Origin of the sequence: Mesorhizobium sp. RCC_202 (assembly GCF_041355295.1) — a bacterium.
Taxonomy (GTDB): Bacteria; Pseudomonadota; Alphaproteobacteria; order Rhizobiales; family Rhizobiaceae; genus Mesorhizobium.
In genome coordinates this window covers 334,863-348,823 of the sequence record NZ_JBFUPO010000001.1, presented here as the reverse complement: position 1 = coordinate 348,823, position 13,961 = coordinate 334,863, and the positions used below count along the sequence as shown (strand labels likewise).

The following is a 13,961-nucleotide window of genomic DNA, read 5'->3' as shown; positions in this document are numbered from 1 at the left end:
CGCCTAGGACCCGTGATCGACGAGATGGGTAAAGCCGTTGATCGAGCCGCCGAGCACGATGTGATGGCCGCTCATCAACCAGGCATGCGCCTTGAGTTGCGAGCCGCTGTCGCGCTCGATGCCGATGGTGATCTTGGAAGCGTTGCCCTGGCGTGCCAGCAGATATTGCCCGGCCAGCGCCTGGGTAAGACAGCTGGCGCCCGGCACCAGGCGCGCCGCGGCGGCGACACCCCAGGCGACGCGTCTCAGGTCGGCGATTTCGGCGTCATTACTGGCATCCAGCCGCGTCACCAGGTTGCGCACGTGCCTGTAGGAGAACAGCGTCAACCCGAGTCGCACCGCCGCAACCACGACGAGGCAGTGTGCCAGGAAGAACGCCTCCGACACGCTCAGCGAGCGCAGCCTAGACCAGTTCCTCATGATGGAGCCTCGCAAGCCCTGCTTCGGTGAGCCCCTTGAGCAAGCCCTCGACGTCGGCCTTGCAGCGCTGGGCATCGACATTGTAGCGCGCAAGCACGGCGCTTTGGACATCGAGGATCGATCTGGGCTCCTGGATCTGCTCCCAGACAAAGGCGCCGACGCCGTTCAGGCTGTAATAGACATTGGATTTGATGTGGAGCAGCGCCAGTCCGGTGCCGAATTCGCAGGCCACCGCGTCGCCTGTCGCAACCACGTGGTCATGCTCCGATAGGTTCCAGTGCATCTAAAACCTCATTGCTGGCCGCCACGCCCCTGGACTTGAACCGGAAAGAACGGAACCGGGATCGGTTGCCGGCGATCGCCCGGATGAGGAAGCCGGGGGACATCGTCCCCCGGCTCACCTATGGGAGCGTCCGGAGCCCCAACTTCGTCAACTCCGGATGCAGGGACTGAACTTACGAGAAAGTCAGCTCGCCGACCGGCGTGTGCGCGGGAAAGCTCGCGTCGAGCGCCGTCGTGCCGGCACCGCCCTGCGTGATGGTCTCAATCGAACCATGAACCGTCAGGCTGGGGGTCTCGTACTCATGCTTGTCAACATTCTGTTCCATTTTACTCTCCAACTGAGGACTGGAAGCGGCTGTAGAGGGCCGCCAGCATACGCTATGCTGCAATGCAATTGCTGCATGGCAGCATTTATGAGTCAAGCCTGATTTACCTGGCGTTAATCAATTCTCGGTTGCGTCTGCCTTCGTCGATGATCAAACTGTGAGCAGTCCCATCATAGACGCCGTTGCTAGTCGAATTCAACCGAGCAACTTTGCCGCTTTAGTAAGCATATGATTTAACTATGATAATTTTCGAGGCGGGAAAATGCCTTCGCAATTGCGAAAAAAATGCTGCAGAAATTCCGCCCGACTGCGAGGCGTATCCGGCCTCACAAGGGTTGTCTTCAAAAAGGGTTGTCTTCAAAAGTGATCGGCACTGGGTGCAATTTGAACGCACTGGTTGCGGAAATGAGGCTTGCCGGCCTGCCGACCAAGAGCCCGGGTTAATTTTCTCGGTGCTTTCCTTCGCAGTTGCGGTATAAATCACGCCAGGCGGGTTTTGTGGAGAACGACATCGGGCATGCCCATGCAGGACGGCTCCTATGACAGGCTGCGTGCAGCCGGCTGCGCCGATGAAGTCGCCTATGTGCAGGCCTGCCTGAGGCTGTTTTTCGCGCCCGCCGCCGAGGCTATTTCGTCAGCCGCGCCGGCCCCAGCCATCTCGGCGGAAAACATTGCCGACATAGCCAGACTGAACAAGGTCGCGGTCTTCCTGCTCAAGGCCCTGGCGCGTGCGCCTGCCGGCACGGCGCCGCCGGAATTGCTTGCCTGGCTCGACGGCTATCGCCGACGCACCATCTCGATGAACGCGGCCTGTCTCGGCGATTCGATGGCCATCCATCGCGTGCTGCGCGACAGGCAGGTCGACTTCGTCTTCCTCAAGGGGCCGTTCCAGCAGCATCTGCTTTATGGCGACCACTTCATGAAGCCATCCGGCGACGTCGACATACTGGTTTCGCCGACCGGCTTCACGGCGGCCCGCGAGGCCTTGCGCTCGATCGGTTATGAAGTCGCCGGCAAGTCGCGCTCGGTCTGGTGGGTGCGCTTCCTCGGCGAGCAGCATATGGTCCGCGACGATGGGGCGAGGGCCTCCACGGTCGATCTCCATCACCGGCTGCAGCAGCCCGGTTCACCCAGCCCGCGCGATATCGATGGTTTCCTGCGCCGCAAGCGCGAGGTCCAGGTCACCGGCGCCGCCATGCCGATCATCTCTGCCGCCGACACGTTGCTGTTGGCCGCGATCAGTGTCGCCAAGGCGTTTTTCAACCGCGAACCTTGCGCCGGCTATGTCTGCGATGTCCGCGCCAGCGCCAGCCGCCTGAACGAGGCCGAGCAGCAGAAAGTGCTCGATCACGCCGCCGAACAGGGCCTCGCCGACACACTGCTGCTCGGCCTGCGCGCCGCCGACGTGCTGCTTGGCGGTGCGGGCTCGCTGCTGTCGGATCGCGCCACCCGGATTTTGACGCGTATCGACAATGCCGACCTCTTCCACATGGTCGTCGCGCCCTGGCTGTCGTCGCTGCGCTGGCCGCAGCGCCGCCATGTGCTGTGGGAACTCTGCGGCCGCGAGCCCGTCCGCTACCTGGCGGAAGCCGGCTGGGCAGCCTCCGCCGACCTCAGCAGGCGTCTGTTCGAGCGCCCGGCGGCTATCGGGCCAGTGCGCGACGACGTCATCAAAATCACCGGCGGGGCCGCCCCTCATGCAATCGAAAGGTGAACCCATGCCTGTGACCACGCCACCTGTGACGACCCCGGGAGTCTGCGTCATCATCGCCGCACGCAATGCGGCGCGCACGATCCCCGTCGCCATCACCTCGGCGCTGCGCGAGAGAGAAGTCGCCGAAGTCGTCGTCGTCGATGACGCTTCCACCGACAACACGCAAGGCGTGGCGCTGGCCGCCGATGATGGCAGCGGCCGCCTGTCGGTCATCCGCCTGGACGTCAACCGCGGGCCGTCCTTCGCCCGCAATGCCGCTATTCGAGCGTCCCGGTCGCCTTTCATCAGCGTTCTCGATGCCGACGATTTCTTCCTCGAAGGCCGCTTTCGCCGCTTGTTCGCCGGCGCCGGCTGGGATTTCGCCGCCGACAACATCATGCTGATCCGCGACGATGCCGCGAACGATCTCGAAGGGGTCGCAGCACCCCCCTTTGCCGCCGATCCTGAGTTTCTCGATTTCGAGCGCTTTATTGAAGGCAATATCTCCCGGCGTCGTGTGCTGCGCGGCGAGCTCGGTTTCCTCAAGCCGGTGATCAGCCGCGCTTTCCTCGAGCGCCATGGGCTGAGCTACGATGAGAATCTCAGGCTCGGCGAGGATTACGAGCTCTATGCGCGCGCCGTCGCCTGTGGCGCGCGGTTCAAGATCATCAAATCCTGCGGCTATGGCGCGCTCGTGCGTGCCGATTCGCTGAGCGGCCGCCACAAGACGCAGGACCTTAAGCGCCTCGCCGACGCCGATCTGGCGCTGCTGGCGATCGACAACCTGCCGGAGCGTTCGAAGGCCGCATTGCGGCGCCACGAACGCCATGTGCGCGACAAGTACCGGTTGCGCAATTTCCTCGATGTGAAGGCTGAGCGCGGCCTGGCATCCGCGGCGGCCTATGCCTTCGCCAGTCCGTCGAATCTGATCCCCATCGTCCACGGCGTGGCGGCTGACAAGCTCGACGTGCTGTTCCGCCGCACCGGCATTGCTGCAAGGCAGCAAGTGCCGCCGACGCGATTTCTCATGGCGGCGACAAGTGCCGCAAAAGAATGATCTTTCTGGCGATTTCGCGGTCCCGCGGGTTCGAAAAAACCGCGTCCTCAAAACTATAAGGTTGCCTCCTCGCCCAGAGGGTGGCAGTCTATGTTGCAATGCAGCAATTTCGAAAGGCCAATCCGATGGCTTCGATTTTCGGCTTCAGGTCGCGCAATCCCGCCCGGGACAAGCAGACCGACCTCCAGCGTTTCGACAGGCTGGCGAAGCTGTTCGACCAGATCGCGGCCGAGATCGAGGCGGAAAAGACCGGCCTGGAGAATCGCTACCGGTCGACCTCCACGAATGCGGCCTTTCTGGTCGAGGCCGTGGAGAATGGTTCGGCGTCGACAAGCAAGCTATCCGACGTCGGCGCGATGACCAGTGCGATTTTGAATTGCGAGCGGCGCATTGCCGAGCTCGCCCGCCAGAATGGCGTGATGAAGGAACTGCGCCATTCGCTTGACGCGATCGTCGAGGATGGCGCCGATCGGGTCGATACACAGGCCGGCCGGAACAGGTCGGCGGGATAAGGCTGGTGGCGTCCACAGGCAACGTCATCGGTATGAGACGATAGAGGAGTTCAGTCGAGGGCGGAGGATCGGAATCGGCCTGCTCCAGGCAGGCCAGGGAAGACTTGGGTTGGGCGGACAACACAAGGTGAGTTTGTTATGAATGTAGATCCGAACAACACCTCCACAGCGGCGGGTCTCGACCTGCCGCGCGGCCGTTCGAACGAGCAAAAGAGCGTTTGGCTCGGCGTGGTTGGCGCACTGCTTGCGGCTGCGGCGACATTTGTGGTGGCCCCGACTGCCGTACGCGCCGAGGAGCCTTCTACGGCTGCCGATCCCATGCAGAGCGCGCCGTCCTTCGTCGACAATTTCTCCAATTTCGACCGTTCACGTTGGTTCGTTTCCGACGGTTGGAACAATGGCGCGCACCAGAACTGCACCTGGTCAAAGGACCTTGTCCGGCTTTCCGACGGCGCGCTGTCGCTGGGCTTCGAAAAGCGCAAGCTGAAGGATCGCGAGTTCGCCTGCGCCGAAATCCAGACCAAGCAGCGTTATGGCTATGGCGTCTACGAGGCGCGGATGAAGACGGGCACCGGCTCCGGCCTCAACGCCGCCTTCTTCACCTATATCGGCCCTCAGGACAAAAAGCCCTGGGACGAGATCGACTTCGAGGTCCTCACCAAGGATCCATCGAAAGTCCAGGTCAACAGCTACATCCAGGGCAAGCCGAAGAACGGAAAGCTCGTCGACGTCGAGGGTGGCGCCGACAAGGGTTTCAACGATTACGGCTTCGTCTGGGAGAAGAACCGGCTGCGCTGGTACGTCAACGGCAAGCTGGTCAACGAAGTGACCAATCCCGATGAACTGCCGACCAACTCGCAGAAGATTTTCTTCAGCCTGTGGGGCAGTGAGAAGCTGACCAACTGGATGGGCGCCTTCGCCGATCCCGGCAACAAGGTGACCATGGAGGTCAAGCGCGTCGCTTTCACCGCCCTGGGTGAGCCGTGCCAGTTTCCGGAATCGCTGGCATGCAGCATAAATAAGAGCAACTAAGCATGATCCCGAAAAGTGGGAACCGGTTTTCGGAAAAGATCATGCGGAACGTCTAACGGGCATGATCCCCAAAAGCGGAACCGGTTTTGGGATAAGGTCATACTGAACATCCATGCCGATCCGGCCTGGGGGACACTAGAATCGACCGGGCCGGTTCGCGGCCCGGTCTTGCACAGGAAGAGAATCGAATGAACTTGACGGTGTTTGGGATTGGCTATGTCGGTCTCGTCCAGGCCGCGGTGCTAGCCGAGGTTGGCCATGACGTGGTTTGCGTCGACATCGACGCGGCCAAGGTAGAGCGGCTCAACCAGGGCTTCATCCCGATTTTCGAGCCAGGCCTCGAAAGCCTGGTCAAGGAAAACCACGCCGCGGGCCGCATTCGTTTCACCACCGACGCCGCCATGGCGGTCAAGCATGGCCAGATCCAGATGATCGCCGTCGGCACCCCGCCGGGCGAGGACGGCTCGGCCGATCTCAAATATGTGCTGGCCGTCGCCGAGACCATCGGCCGCGAGATGGAGACAGCCAAGATCGTCGTCGGCAAGTCGACGGTGCCGGTCGGCACTTGCGAAAAGGTGAAGGCCAGGATCGCCGAGACGCTGAAGAAGCGCGGCCGCGAGGATCTGGCCTTCGACGTCGCCTCCAATCCGGAATTCCTCAAGGAAGGCTCGGCGGTGGCAGACTGCATGAAGCCGGACCGCATCATCGTCGGCACCTCCAGCGAAGACACCGAGGCGGTCATGCGCGAGCTCTACGCGCCGTTCAACCGCAACCACGAGAAGATGATCGTGATGGATGTGCGCAGCGCCGAATTCACCAAATACGCCGCCAATTGCATGCTGGCGACCAAGATCAGCTTCATGAACGAGATGGCCAATCTGGCCGAGCAGCTCGGCGCCGACATCGAGGAGGTGCGCAAGGGGATCGGCTCGGATCCGCGCATCGGCTACCACTTCATCTATCCCGGCCTCGGCTATGGCGGGTCTTGTTTCCCCAAGGACGTGCGTGCGCTGATCAAGACCGCCGAGGGCGTCAAGTTCGACGCCAAGCTGCTGCGCGCCGTCGAGGAACGCAACAATGCGCAGAAGTCGGTGCTGTTCGATAAGGTCAACCACTATTTCAAGGGCGCCTTGACGGGCAAGACCTTCGCTGTCTGGGGGCTGGCCTTCAAGCCGAACACCGACGACATGCGCGAGGCCCCGGCACGCGTCCTGATGGAAGCGCTGTGGGCCGCCGGCGCCAAGGTCCAGGCCTATGATCCCGAAGCGATGCAGGAGTGCCAGGCGATCTACGGCCTGCGCGACGACCTGCTTTTGTGTGGCACCAAGGAAGCCGCTTTGCGCGGCGCCGACGCGCTGTTGATCTGCACCGAATGGAAGAGCTTCCGCGCGCCGTCCTTCGATGCGCTCAAGGATGCGCTGACCACGCCGGTCATCTTCGACGGCCGCAATCTCTACGATCCGAAAGTGATCGCGCGCTACGGCATCGAATATTTCTCGATCGGCCGGATGGCGGCATGACGGCGACCGCCGGCCTGCAAAACCAAACCCGCCTCGGCGAACGACAACGAGGCCGACAATGACGGTGCGCGTACCGGGAAAGGTCTCGATCTGATGGTGCTCGACGTTCGACCCGAACAAATCGCCAGCGAGCATTTCGACCTCGTCGTCATCGGATCCGGTTTCGGTTCGTCCTTCTTCCTGCACGAGTTCCTGAAGCGGCGCAAAGCCCGCGTCCTGGTGCTCGAATGGGGTCGCCACAACACGCATGAGTGGCAGCTCGGCCAGAACGCCAACACCGACATCGATGATGAAAGCACCTACAAGACCGACAATGCCGACAAGCCGTGGAACTACACGATCGGGCTCGGCGGCGGCACCAATTGCTGGTTCGCGCAGACGCCGCGCTTCCACCCCAACGACTTCAAGCTGAAGAGCACCTACGGCGTCGGCAATGACTGGCCGATCAGTTATGACGAGCTCGAGCCGTTCTACTGCGACGCCGAGGAGGTGATGTCGATCTCCGGCGATCCGGACATGGCGCAAATGCTGCCGCGCTCGCGGCCATTTCCGCAGCCGCCGCATCGCATGTCGACGCCCGACAGGATGATGAAGGCCGCGCAAGCGGATCAGCATTTTGTCATGCCCACGGCCCGAGCGCGGCTGGCGACGTCGCAGCGCGCTTCATGTTGCGCCAATCTGAGATGCTGGCTCTGCCCGGCCGACGCCAAGTTCACCGTCAACAACGGCCTGATGCACGTCTTCCAGCATCCGGATGTCTCGGTCTGCCTCGGCGCCGAGGTGCGCCGGTTCGATCATGCCGGCGGCTCGGCCCGCTCGGTGGTGTTCATGAACAAGGGCAAGGAATATACGGTCAGCGGCGATCTCTTCGTGCTTGGCGCCAATGCCATTCAGAGCCCGGCGATCATGTTGCGCTCGGGGCTCGGCGGCGAGTTCGTCGGGCTCGGCCTGCATGAATCCTATGGCTGGAATTTCGAGGTCTACCTCGACGGCGTCGACAATTTCGACGGTTCCACCATCACCACCGGCCTGAATTTCGGCCTCTATGACGGCCCGCACCGGGCCGAACATGCCGCAGCTCTCGTCTATTTCGAAAACCGATGGCAGCACGGCATGCGCGCCGAGCCGGGCCGGCTGCGCCAGGTGCTGCCGCTGGTCATCGTCACCGAGAACCTGCTCGATCCTGAAAACCGCGTCGTGCTCGACAAGGACGACAACGCCTTCGTCAGCTTCAAGGGCGCGTCGGACTATGCGACCAAAGGCATGGCTAAGGCGCTCGAAAGGCTGCCGGACCTGCTCAAGCCGCTGCCGGTCGAAAGGATTTTCGATCGTGGCATCAGGCCAACCGAATCGCATGTCCAGGGCACCTTGCGCATGGGCACCGGACCGGCCGATTCCGTGATCGACCGCGACATGATCCACCACCAGCTCAGAAACCTCGTCGTTGTCGGCACCAGCACCTATCCGACCTGTTCCTGCGCCAATCCGAGCCTGACCGCGGCGGCCCTGTCGTTGCGGGCGGCGGGCCGGCTGGCATGAGGGAGGGCTCGATGAAGATCACAAGACGCACGGCCCTCGCCATCATTGCCGGCGGCGTCGCCTCGACTGGCATAGCTGCGGCGGCCGTCTCCTCCTTCTCGGATGAGGACCTGGTCCGCGTCACGCTCGAAAAATACTTCGGGCCGCTCAACATGCGCATCGAGCACCTGCAGCAATTCGTGCTCGAATTCCAGAACCGCAACCCGTGGATATTCCCGAGCGACAGGCTGGCCGATGTTGTGACGCTGGCCGAGACGGTGAAGCTCGGCAAGGCGCGCGAGCTGCTGCCGAGACAGAAGCGGCGCGACCTGCGCCATTTCGATCGCTGGGTCATCGCCGAGTTCCACATGCTGACCGATTATGCCTGGCGCAGTTCGCCGAACGATCCGATCCGCTTCACCGGATGGCATCCCTGCACCAACCCCTTCGCCAATCTCGACCCGCGAAGTGCCTGAAACTCTCCGTCGGACATGCGCCGGCGGCCGAACAGAAGTATGACCAGGAGCCGGATATGAGAGTGCTTTTTGCTGTCGGCAACGGATATCCCCCGCAATTCGGCGGCGGTGTCCAGTCGAGCACGCATCATCTGGCCGAGCAGTTGATCGAGCATGGCCACGAGGCCTCTGTGCTGGCTGCCCTGTTCGGCGACGGCATGTTCGGGTTCAAGGCGCGCGCCAAGATGAAGCTGTTGCGGCAGCGCGCCGTCGTCGACTGCTTTCCGGGCTACCCCGTGATACGCGCCTGGTTTCCTTGGGAGGCCGCCACCTTCGCCGTCAAGAAGCTGCGACCGGACGTCGCCGTCGTGCAGTGCCACCAGTCGGTTCCGCTCGGCAAGGCTCTGCAGGCCGAGGGCGTGCCGCTGGTCGTCTATCTGAGGAATGTCGAGTTCCACGAACTGGGCGGCGATCTGCGCGAGCTGGATTCGGCGCAGTACATCGCCAATTCCGAATTCACCGCGCGCACCTACAAGCGCGAGTTCGGCATCGATTCCACCGTCATCCCGCCGACCATCAATCCGGGCGTCTACAGCACGGCGACGACTGGTGAGTTCGTTACCTTCATCAACCCTTACGAGGAAAAGGGCTTCGATCTTGCAGTGCGCATTGCCGCGGCCTGCCCGGAGATACCTTTCCTGTTCGTCGAGAGCTGGAAGCTGGACGACGATCACCGCGCCAGGATCAACGAGACCATCGCGCCGTTCGCTAACATCAGGCTGGAAAACCGCACCAACGATATGAAGACGGTCTACGGCCGCACGAAGATCCTGCTTGCGCCGAGCAAATGGGAAGAGGCGTGGGGACGTGTCGCCTCCGAAGCCCATTGCAGCGGCATCCCTGTCGTCGGTTCGCGCCGTGGCGGCCTGCCGGAGGCGATCGGCGCCGGCGGTGTGGTGTTGGACTATGATGCGCCGCTCGCCGACTGGGTCGCCACAATCAAGCGGCTGTGGAACGACAAACAGGAATATGAGCGGGTCTCACTCGCCGCCCGCAGCTTTTCGGAGCGTCCGGAACTCGATCCCGACCGCCAGTTCACTACCTTTTTCGGTCTGCTCGATAATGCAGCGCGCAAGCGTCAACGGCGCGCTGCCTAAAGTTTATGTAAGATTTTACTTACGCAGGTCGCCTTATGCCGGGCGCTTGACGCGGTTCTTCAGCATCTCGTAGCCGCGCTCGCCAAGCAGGGTGCGCGCGGCAGCCTTGACGACCTTCTTGCGCCCATCGGGCGAATTCACCTGTCGGAGTCTGGCTGGCAGGTTGCGTGCCGCCTGTTCGAGCGCCGGCAGCGACAGCGCGTCGGGGAAGCTGACGATGTTGGTCTCGACGCACAGCACCGGCTTGCCCGACATACGGGCGATCTTGAGCGCCTGCTCGTGCTCGCTCTCGATGAACAGGATGGCGTCCGACTTGCGGTAGAACTCCGCCTTGAAGCTGCCATGCGCGCCAAGCCGCTGCCGTTCGGCCTTGCTTGGCAGGTCAAGCATAATCAGCCGGTCGTACTTGATCTCGTGTTTGGCCAGCCAGGCCTCGGTCAGCTTGCGATATTTCTCCAGCCGGCTCGTCACCAGCCAGCCGATCTTGCGCGTAGGTCCGAGCAGCGGCCGCGCGGTGGCGAGAAATTTCTCGTAGGCCGGACCGTCATCGTTTTCATCCTCGGTCGGATCGAGGCAGAGCACGCCGTCAATGTCGACGCAGCATTGCTCGAGGAAGATGTGATGCATGAAGTTCCACTGGAACATGCGTGGATGCGGCACGACCTCAAGCACGATGTCGGTCCCATGGTGCTGCGGCTCAAGGCCGAACACCGCGGCATAGACGAAGTCGCCCTCGATCCCGGCAGCGGTGATCTTGTCGCGCGCATCGCGCATGGCGTTGCCGCCGGCGACGCTGTCGTCGATCACCAGAATCCGGCGCATTTCGGAATGCTGGCGGTCGAGCGCCGCGCGCCGCTTGGTGATGCCGGACGTGTAGATTTTTCCGGCAAGGAAGCTGTCGAGATCGGTCATTGGAATGTTGGCCGTCAGGCTGACCAGCGTCGCCGCCAGAATGCCGCTTCTCGGCACGCCCACCACCAGGTCGATGTCGCGCGGCAACCGGTGCAAATTGCGCAGGATAGCGTCGTTCATGTCTGAGATCGATCGGTAATTCATAGTATCGCCTTACCTTCAAAAATCAGCGGCTTTGCGGCCTGCTGGCGGAGCCAAGCTCATTTTGCCTCGCTTGGCGCGGCCGCGAAACCGCCGCGCGCCGGGATCAGCTTCAAAGCTTCACGCAGCGCCTCGCGGCCGGCGCTGAAAAGAAGCGCGACGAGGATGGTGATGGCGTAAGCAAGCATCGCCCCACTTGCCAGCGCGAGAACCGGCTGTGCCGGCAACATCGGTTTGGCGAACCAGATCACAGCGAGCGCCAGATGCGCGCCAAGCACGAAAGGCGTTGCAGCGCGAAGGATGTGGCTGGCCTGGAGCGGTCCTGCCTTGCCGACATAGAGCCACAGGAAAGGCGTCCTGAGATACTCGCTGGTGGCATAGGCGACCGCGACGCCGAGCGCGCCATAGGGCAGGCCGATGGCGAACGCCAGCACCGAGGTCACCGCCGTGACGATGCCCCAGCGCATGAAATCGCCGGACCGGCCTTGGCTGACGAACAGCCATCCGGCCGGATTGTTGAGCGGCTGTAAGAGGCCGGCAAAGCCGAGCGCGAAGAAGATCGCCGCGCTCTGCCGCCACTGCTCGCCGAGCACGAAGGGAATGAGCGTGTCGGACATGGCGGTGGCGAAGGCGACGCCGGGCAGCGCCACCAGAAGGATCAGCGGCATGACGCGCAGATAAGCGCTGCGGTAGCGGTCCGGCTCGTCCTTCAGCCGCGACAATGCCGGCACCATGACCTTCGACAGCGGGTTGGTGATCTGGCTGAGCGGGAACAGAAGCAGCTTGTAGGCACGGTCGTAGAGGCCGAGCTGCGCTTCGCCCCAATATTTGCCTATCAGCACATTGTCGAGGTTGCGGGCAAAGAAATTGGCGAAGTTGAAGCCGGTGATACCGGCGCCGAAATGGATCAGTTCGCCGATGCCTGCGACCTTTCGCGGCAGGCCGGGGCGCCAGCGCGAGGACGCCCAGTAGCAGAGCGTCGGCAGCACCGCGCCGGTCAGCGTGCCGGCGAAAAGCGCCCAATAGGAGCGGTCGATGAACGTCCAGGCGATCGAGACGGCGAGGCCGGCAACGGCGCTGGCGACGTCGATGACGGCCAATCGCGAGAATTCCATGCGACGCGTCAAAAGCGCCAGATGCTGCGCGCCGAGACCGTATGCCATGATCTGCAGGCCGAAGGCGGCGACCAGTCCGGTGACGCGCGGCTCGCTGTAGAAGGCGGCGACCAGCGGCGCAGCACCCGCGAGCACGCAGGCCAGCGCCGCGCTGACCGCCGTGTTGATCCAGAACAGATAGTTGACCTCATCATGCCGGATGCCGGTCTTCTGAATCGTCGCCTGGGTCAGGCCGAAATCCTGGAACAGGGCAATGAAGGCAAGCACCGGCGCGCACATCGCCACGACGCCGAAATCCTGTGGCGACAGGAGCCGCGACAGCACGATGACGGAGATCATCTGCGTCGCCACCCGCACGCCTTGCGCCATGGCGGTGACGACGGCGCCACGCCCGACCGACTTGCGCAGGGAGCCCTCGGGCGGATCGAATGCACTGGTTTCCAAATTAGGATTCCTGATCTTACGCCAGTTCGACATCGTCGCGACCGGCGCCCACCGCCACGGACAAACTACCGCAAGAAGTTTTTGCAGTGCAACAAAAAACGTGCGGCGCTTGCTACGCCGCACCAAAAATGTTGCGATGCAGCAAAACCTGTACTAGCATCCCCGATGGGTGGGCCAACAGCGGTCGAGTTGCATGCTGCATGTCTTGTACCTTGTGCATGACGTTTCCGACCCGGCGGTGCGCCGGAGGGTTCAAATGCTCAAGGCAGGCGGCGCCAGGGTTACCCTGGCGGGATTCCGCCGCACCACCAGTCCGGTCGCCGAGATCGAAGGCGTCGAGCCGATCGACCTTGGCGCGACGCGCGACGGCCGATTCGCGCAGCGCATCGGCGCGGTCGCCAAGGCCGCCATGTCGATCGGCTCGAAGCTTGGCGCTGTGGCCAGGCCCGATCTCATCATCGGGCGCAATCTCGAGATGCTGGCGCTTGCCCGCCGCGCCAACGGCGCTTTGGGGTCGGACGTGCCGATCGTCTATGAATGCCTGGACATCCACCGCCTGGTGCTGCGCAACGATTTTGTTGGCCGGACGCTGCGCGGCGCCGAGCGCCATCTCGCCCGCGACGTGAAGCTGCTGGTGACCAGTTCGCCGGCCTTCATCGCCAATTATTTCGAGCCATTCGGACAAATCGACGCCCCGGTCGAGTTGATCGAGAACAAATATTTCGACACCGCGCCAATCGCGGCGGCCGCTTTTTTCGAGGACGATAGACCGCTGGCGCCGCCGTGGCGCATCGGCTGGTTCGGCGCGTTGCGCTGCCGCCGTTCGCTGGAATTGCTGGCTGACTTCACCCGCCGGCAGAACGGACGCTTCGTGGTCGTGCTGCGCGGCCGCCCTGCGCTGTCCGAATTCCCGGATTTCCATGGCTTCGTCGACGCAGAGCCGTGGCTTTCCTTCGGCGGGCCCTATCGCAACCCGGAGGACATGGCGGCGATCTACCGCGAGGTGCATTTTTCCTGGGCGATCGATTTCTTCGAGGCCGGCCAGAATTCCGAGTGGCTGCTGCCCAACCGCCTTTATGAGGGCTGCCGTTTCGGCGCCGTGCCGATCTCGATGGCCGACACCGAAACGGGTCGCTTCCTGAAAGAGCGGGATATCGGCGTGCTGTTGCCGGAAGCCACGCCTGAAGGCCTTGACGCGATGCTCGGCCGGATGGACCAGGAGCGGTTTCGCGGGCTGAAGTCGCGGGTGCTTGGCCGCAATCCGCGGACCTGGAGCTACGACCGCAGCGATTGCCTGGCCTTTGTCGACAAGCTGCGCGGCCTTGCCGCGTCCCCTGTCGTTTTCGCGACCGGGGCGGCGGCTTGATATGGCTCAAG

At 62.8% G+C, this 13,961-nt stretch carries 14 protein-coding genes; 9 read left to right on the top strand and 5 right to left on the bottom strand.

All coding sequences use genetic code 11. The features are described 5' to 3' along the window. Window positions 1-3: 3 nt before the first annotated feature. The 3 genes from AB6802_RS01630 to AB6802_RS01620 form a co-directional block, all read right to left on the bottom strand. Window positions 4-420, bottom strand: coding sequence for a lasso peptide biosynthesis B2 protein (locus AB6802_RS01630; protein WP_371008251.1), 417 nt, complete (start codon window positions 418-420; stop codon window positions 4-6). Continuing rightward, the gene (locus tag AB6802_RS01625) at window positions 404-703 is read right to left on the bottom strand and encodes a PqqD family protein (RefSeq protein WP_371008250.1); all 300 of its coding nucleotides are present in this window, start codon (window positions 701-703) and stop codon (window positions 404-406) included. Before AB6802_RS01625 ends, AB6802_RS01630 begins: the two co-directional genes overlap by 17 nt. Window positions 704-875: 172 nt before the next feature. After that, the gene (locus AB6802_RS01620) at window positions 876-1,028 is read right to left on the bottom strand and encodes a lasso RiPP family leader peptide-containing protein (RefSeq protein ID WP_371008249.1); all 153 of its coding nucleotides are present in this window, start codon (window positions 1,026-1,028) and stop codon (window positions 876-878) included. 517 nt (window positions 1,029-1,545) lie between these two features. Between AB6802_RS01620 and AB6802_RS01615 the strand changes: the two genes are divergently transcribed. From AB6802_RS01615 to AB6802_RS01580, 8 genes are all read left to right on the top strand, one after another. Next, on the top strand, window positions 1,546-2,742 hold the full coding sequence (locus AB6802_RS01615) for a nucleotidyltransferase family protein (protein ID WP_371008248.1): 1,197 nt from the start codon (window positions 1,546-1,548) through the stop codon (window positions 2,740-2,742). Between the two features lie 4 nt (window positions 2,743-2,746). Next, complete coding sequence (locus tag AB6802_RS01610) at window positions 2,747-3,778, top strand: glycosyltransferase family 2 protein (RefSeq protein ID WP_371008247.1); 1,032 nt, start codon at window positions 2,747-2,749, stop codon at window positions 3,776-3,778. A 125-nt stretch (window positions 3,779-3,903) separates the two neighbouring features. Further along, entirely contained in the window at window positions 3,904-4,290 is a 387-nt protein-coding gene (locus AB6802_RS01605) for a hypothetical protein (protein WP_371008246.1), read from the top strand. Window positions 4,291-4,428: 138 nt separating this feature from the next. Beyond that, a complete protein-coding gene (locus AB6802_RS01600) occupies window positions 4,429-5,322 on the top strand; it encodes a family 16 glycosylhydrolase (protein WP_371008245.1) in 894 nt (297 codons plus the stop codon). A gap of 188 nt (window positions 5,323-5,510) precedes the next feature. After that, window positions 5,511-6,842: a UDP-glucose/GDP-mannose dehydrogenase family protein gene (locus AB6802_RS01595; protein ID WP_371008244.1), complete on the top strand. Its 1,332-nt coding sequence runs from the start codon at window positions 5,511-5,513 to the stop codon at window positions 6,840-6,842. A 93-nt stretch (window positions 6,843-6,935) separates the two neighbouring features. After that, the gene (locus AB6802_RS01590) at window positions 6,936-8,381 is read left to right on the top strand and encodes a GMC oxidoreductase (RefSeq protein ID WP_371008243.1); all 1,446 of its coding nucleotides are present in this window, start codon (window positions 6,936-6,938) and stop codon (window positions 8,379-8,381) included. 11 nt (window positions 8,382-8,392) lie between these two features. Beyond that, the gene (locus AB6802_RS01585; protein WP_371008242.1) at window positions 8,393-8,836 is read left to right on the top strand and encodes a hypothetical protein; all 444 of its coding nucleotides are present in this window, start codon (window positions 8,393-8,395) and stop codon (window positions 8,834-8,836) included. 56 nt (window positions 8,837-8,892) lie between these two features. Next, entirely contained in the window at window positions 8,893-9,972 is a 1,080-nt protein-coding gene (locus AB6802_RS01580; RefSeq protein ID WP_371008241.1) for a glycosyltransferase, read from the top strand. A gap of 33 nt (window positions 9,973-10,005) precedes the next feature. Here AB6802_RS01580 and AB6802_RS01575 read toward each other — a convergent pair whose 3' ends face one another. Both AB6802_RS01575 and AB6802_RS01570 read right to left on the bottom strand, forming a co-directional pair. After that, a complete protein-coding gene (locus AB6802_RS01575) occupies window positions 10,006-11,028 on the bottom strand; it encodes a phosphoribosyltransferase (protein ID WP_371008240.1) in 1,023 nt (340 codons plus the stop codon). Window positions 11,029-11,084: 56 nt separating this feature from the next. Beyond that, window positions 11,085-12,584 carry a lipopolysaccharide biosynthesis protein gene (locus AB6802_RS01570; protein ID WP_371008239.1) on the bottom strand — a complete coding sequence of 500 codons (1,500 nt, stop codon included), beginning with the start codon at window positions 12,582-12,584 and terminating at the stop codon, window positions 11,085-11,087. A 193-nt stretch (window positions 12,585-12,777) separates the two neighbouring features. Between AB6802_RS01570 and AB6802_RS01565 the strand changes: the two genes are divergently transcribed. Beyond that, window positions 12,778-13,950, top strand: a complete 1,173-nt coding sequence (locus AB6802_RS01565) for a glycosyl transferase family 1 (RefSeq protein ID WP_371008238.1) — start codon at window positions 12,778-12,780, stop codon at window positions 13,948-13,950. Window positions 13,951-13,961 lie beyond the last annotated feature (11 nt).

Bases quoted from the DNA above. Each gene is read 5' to 3' on its own strand.
- AB6802_RS01605 (WP_371008246.1), top strand. From the start codon at position 3,904: ATGGCTTCGATTTTCGGCTTCAGGTCGCGCAATCCCGCCCGGGACAAG.
- AB6802_RS01625 (WP_371008250.1), bottom strand. From the start codon at position 703: ATGCACTGGAACCTATCGGAGCATGACCACGTGGTTGCGACAGGCGAC.
- AB6802_RS01620 (WP_371008249.1), bottom strand. From the start codon at position 1,028: ATGGAACAGAATGTTGACAAGCATGAGTACGAGACCCCCAGCCTGACG.
- AB6802_RS01565 (WP_371008238.1), top strand. From the start codon at position 12,778: ATGCTGCATGTCTTGTACCTTGTGCATGACGTTTCCGACCCGGCGGTG.
- AB6802_RS01600 (WP_371008245.1), top strand. From the start codon at position 4,429: ATGAATGTAGATCCGAACAACACCTCCACAGCGGCGGGTCTCGACCTG.
- AB6802_RS01580 (WP_371008241.1), top strand. From the start codon at position 8,893: ATGAGAGTGCTTTTTGCTGTCGGCAACGGATATCCCCCGCAATTCGGC.
- AB6802_RS01585 (WP_371008242.1), top strand. From the start codon at position 8,393: ATGAAGATCACAAGACGCACGGCCCTCGCCATCATTGCCGGCGGCGTC.
- AB6802_RS01630 (WP_371008251.1), bottom strand. From the start codon at position 420: ATGAGGAACTGGTCTAGGCTGCGCTCGCTGAGCGTGTCGGAGGCGTTC.
- AB6802_RS01590 (WP_371008243.1), top strand. From the start codon at position 6,936: ATGGTGCTCGACGTTCGACCCGAACAAATCGCCAGCGAGCATTTCGAC.
- AB6802_RS01610 (WP_371008247.1), top strand. From the start codon at position 2,747: ATGCCTGTGACCACGCCACCTGTGACGACCCCGGGAGTCTGCGTCATC.
- AB6802_RS01615 (WP_371008248.1), top strand. From the start codon at position 1,546: ATGCCCATGCAGGACGGCTCCTATGACAGGCTGCGTGCAGCCGGCTGC.
- AB6802_RS01575 (WP_371008240.1), bottom strand. From the start codon at position 11,028: ATGAATTACCGATCGATCTCAGACATGAACGACGCTATCCTGCGCAAT.
- AB6802_RS01595 (WP_371008244.1), top strand. From the start codon at position 5,511: ATGAACTTGACGGTGTTTGGGATTGGCTATGTCGGTCTCGTCCAGGCC.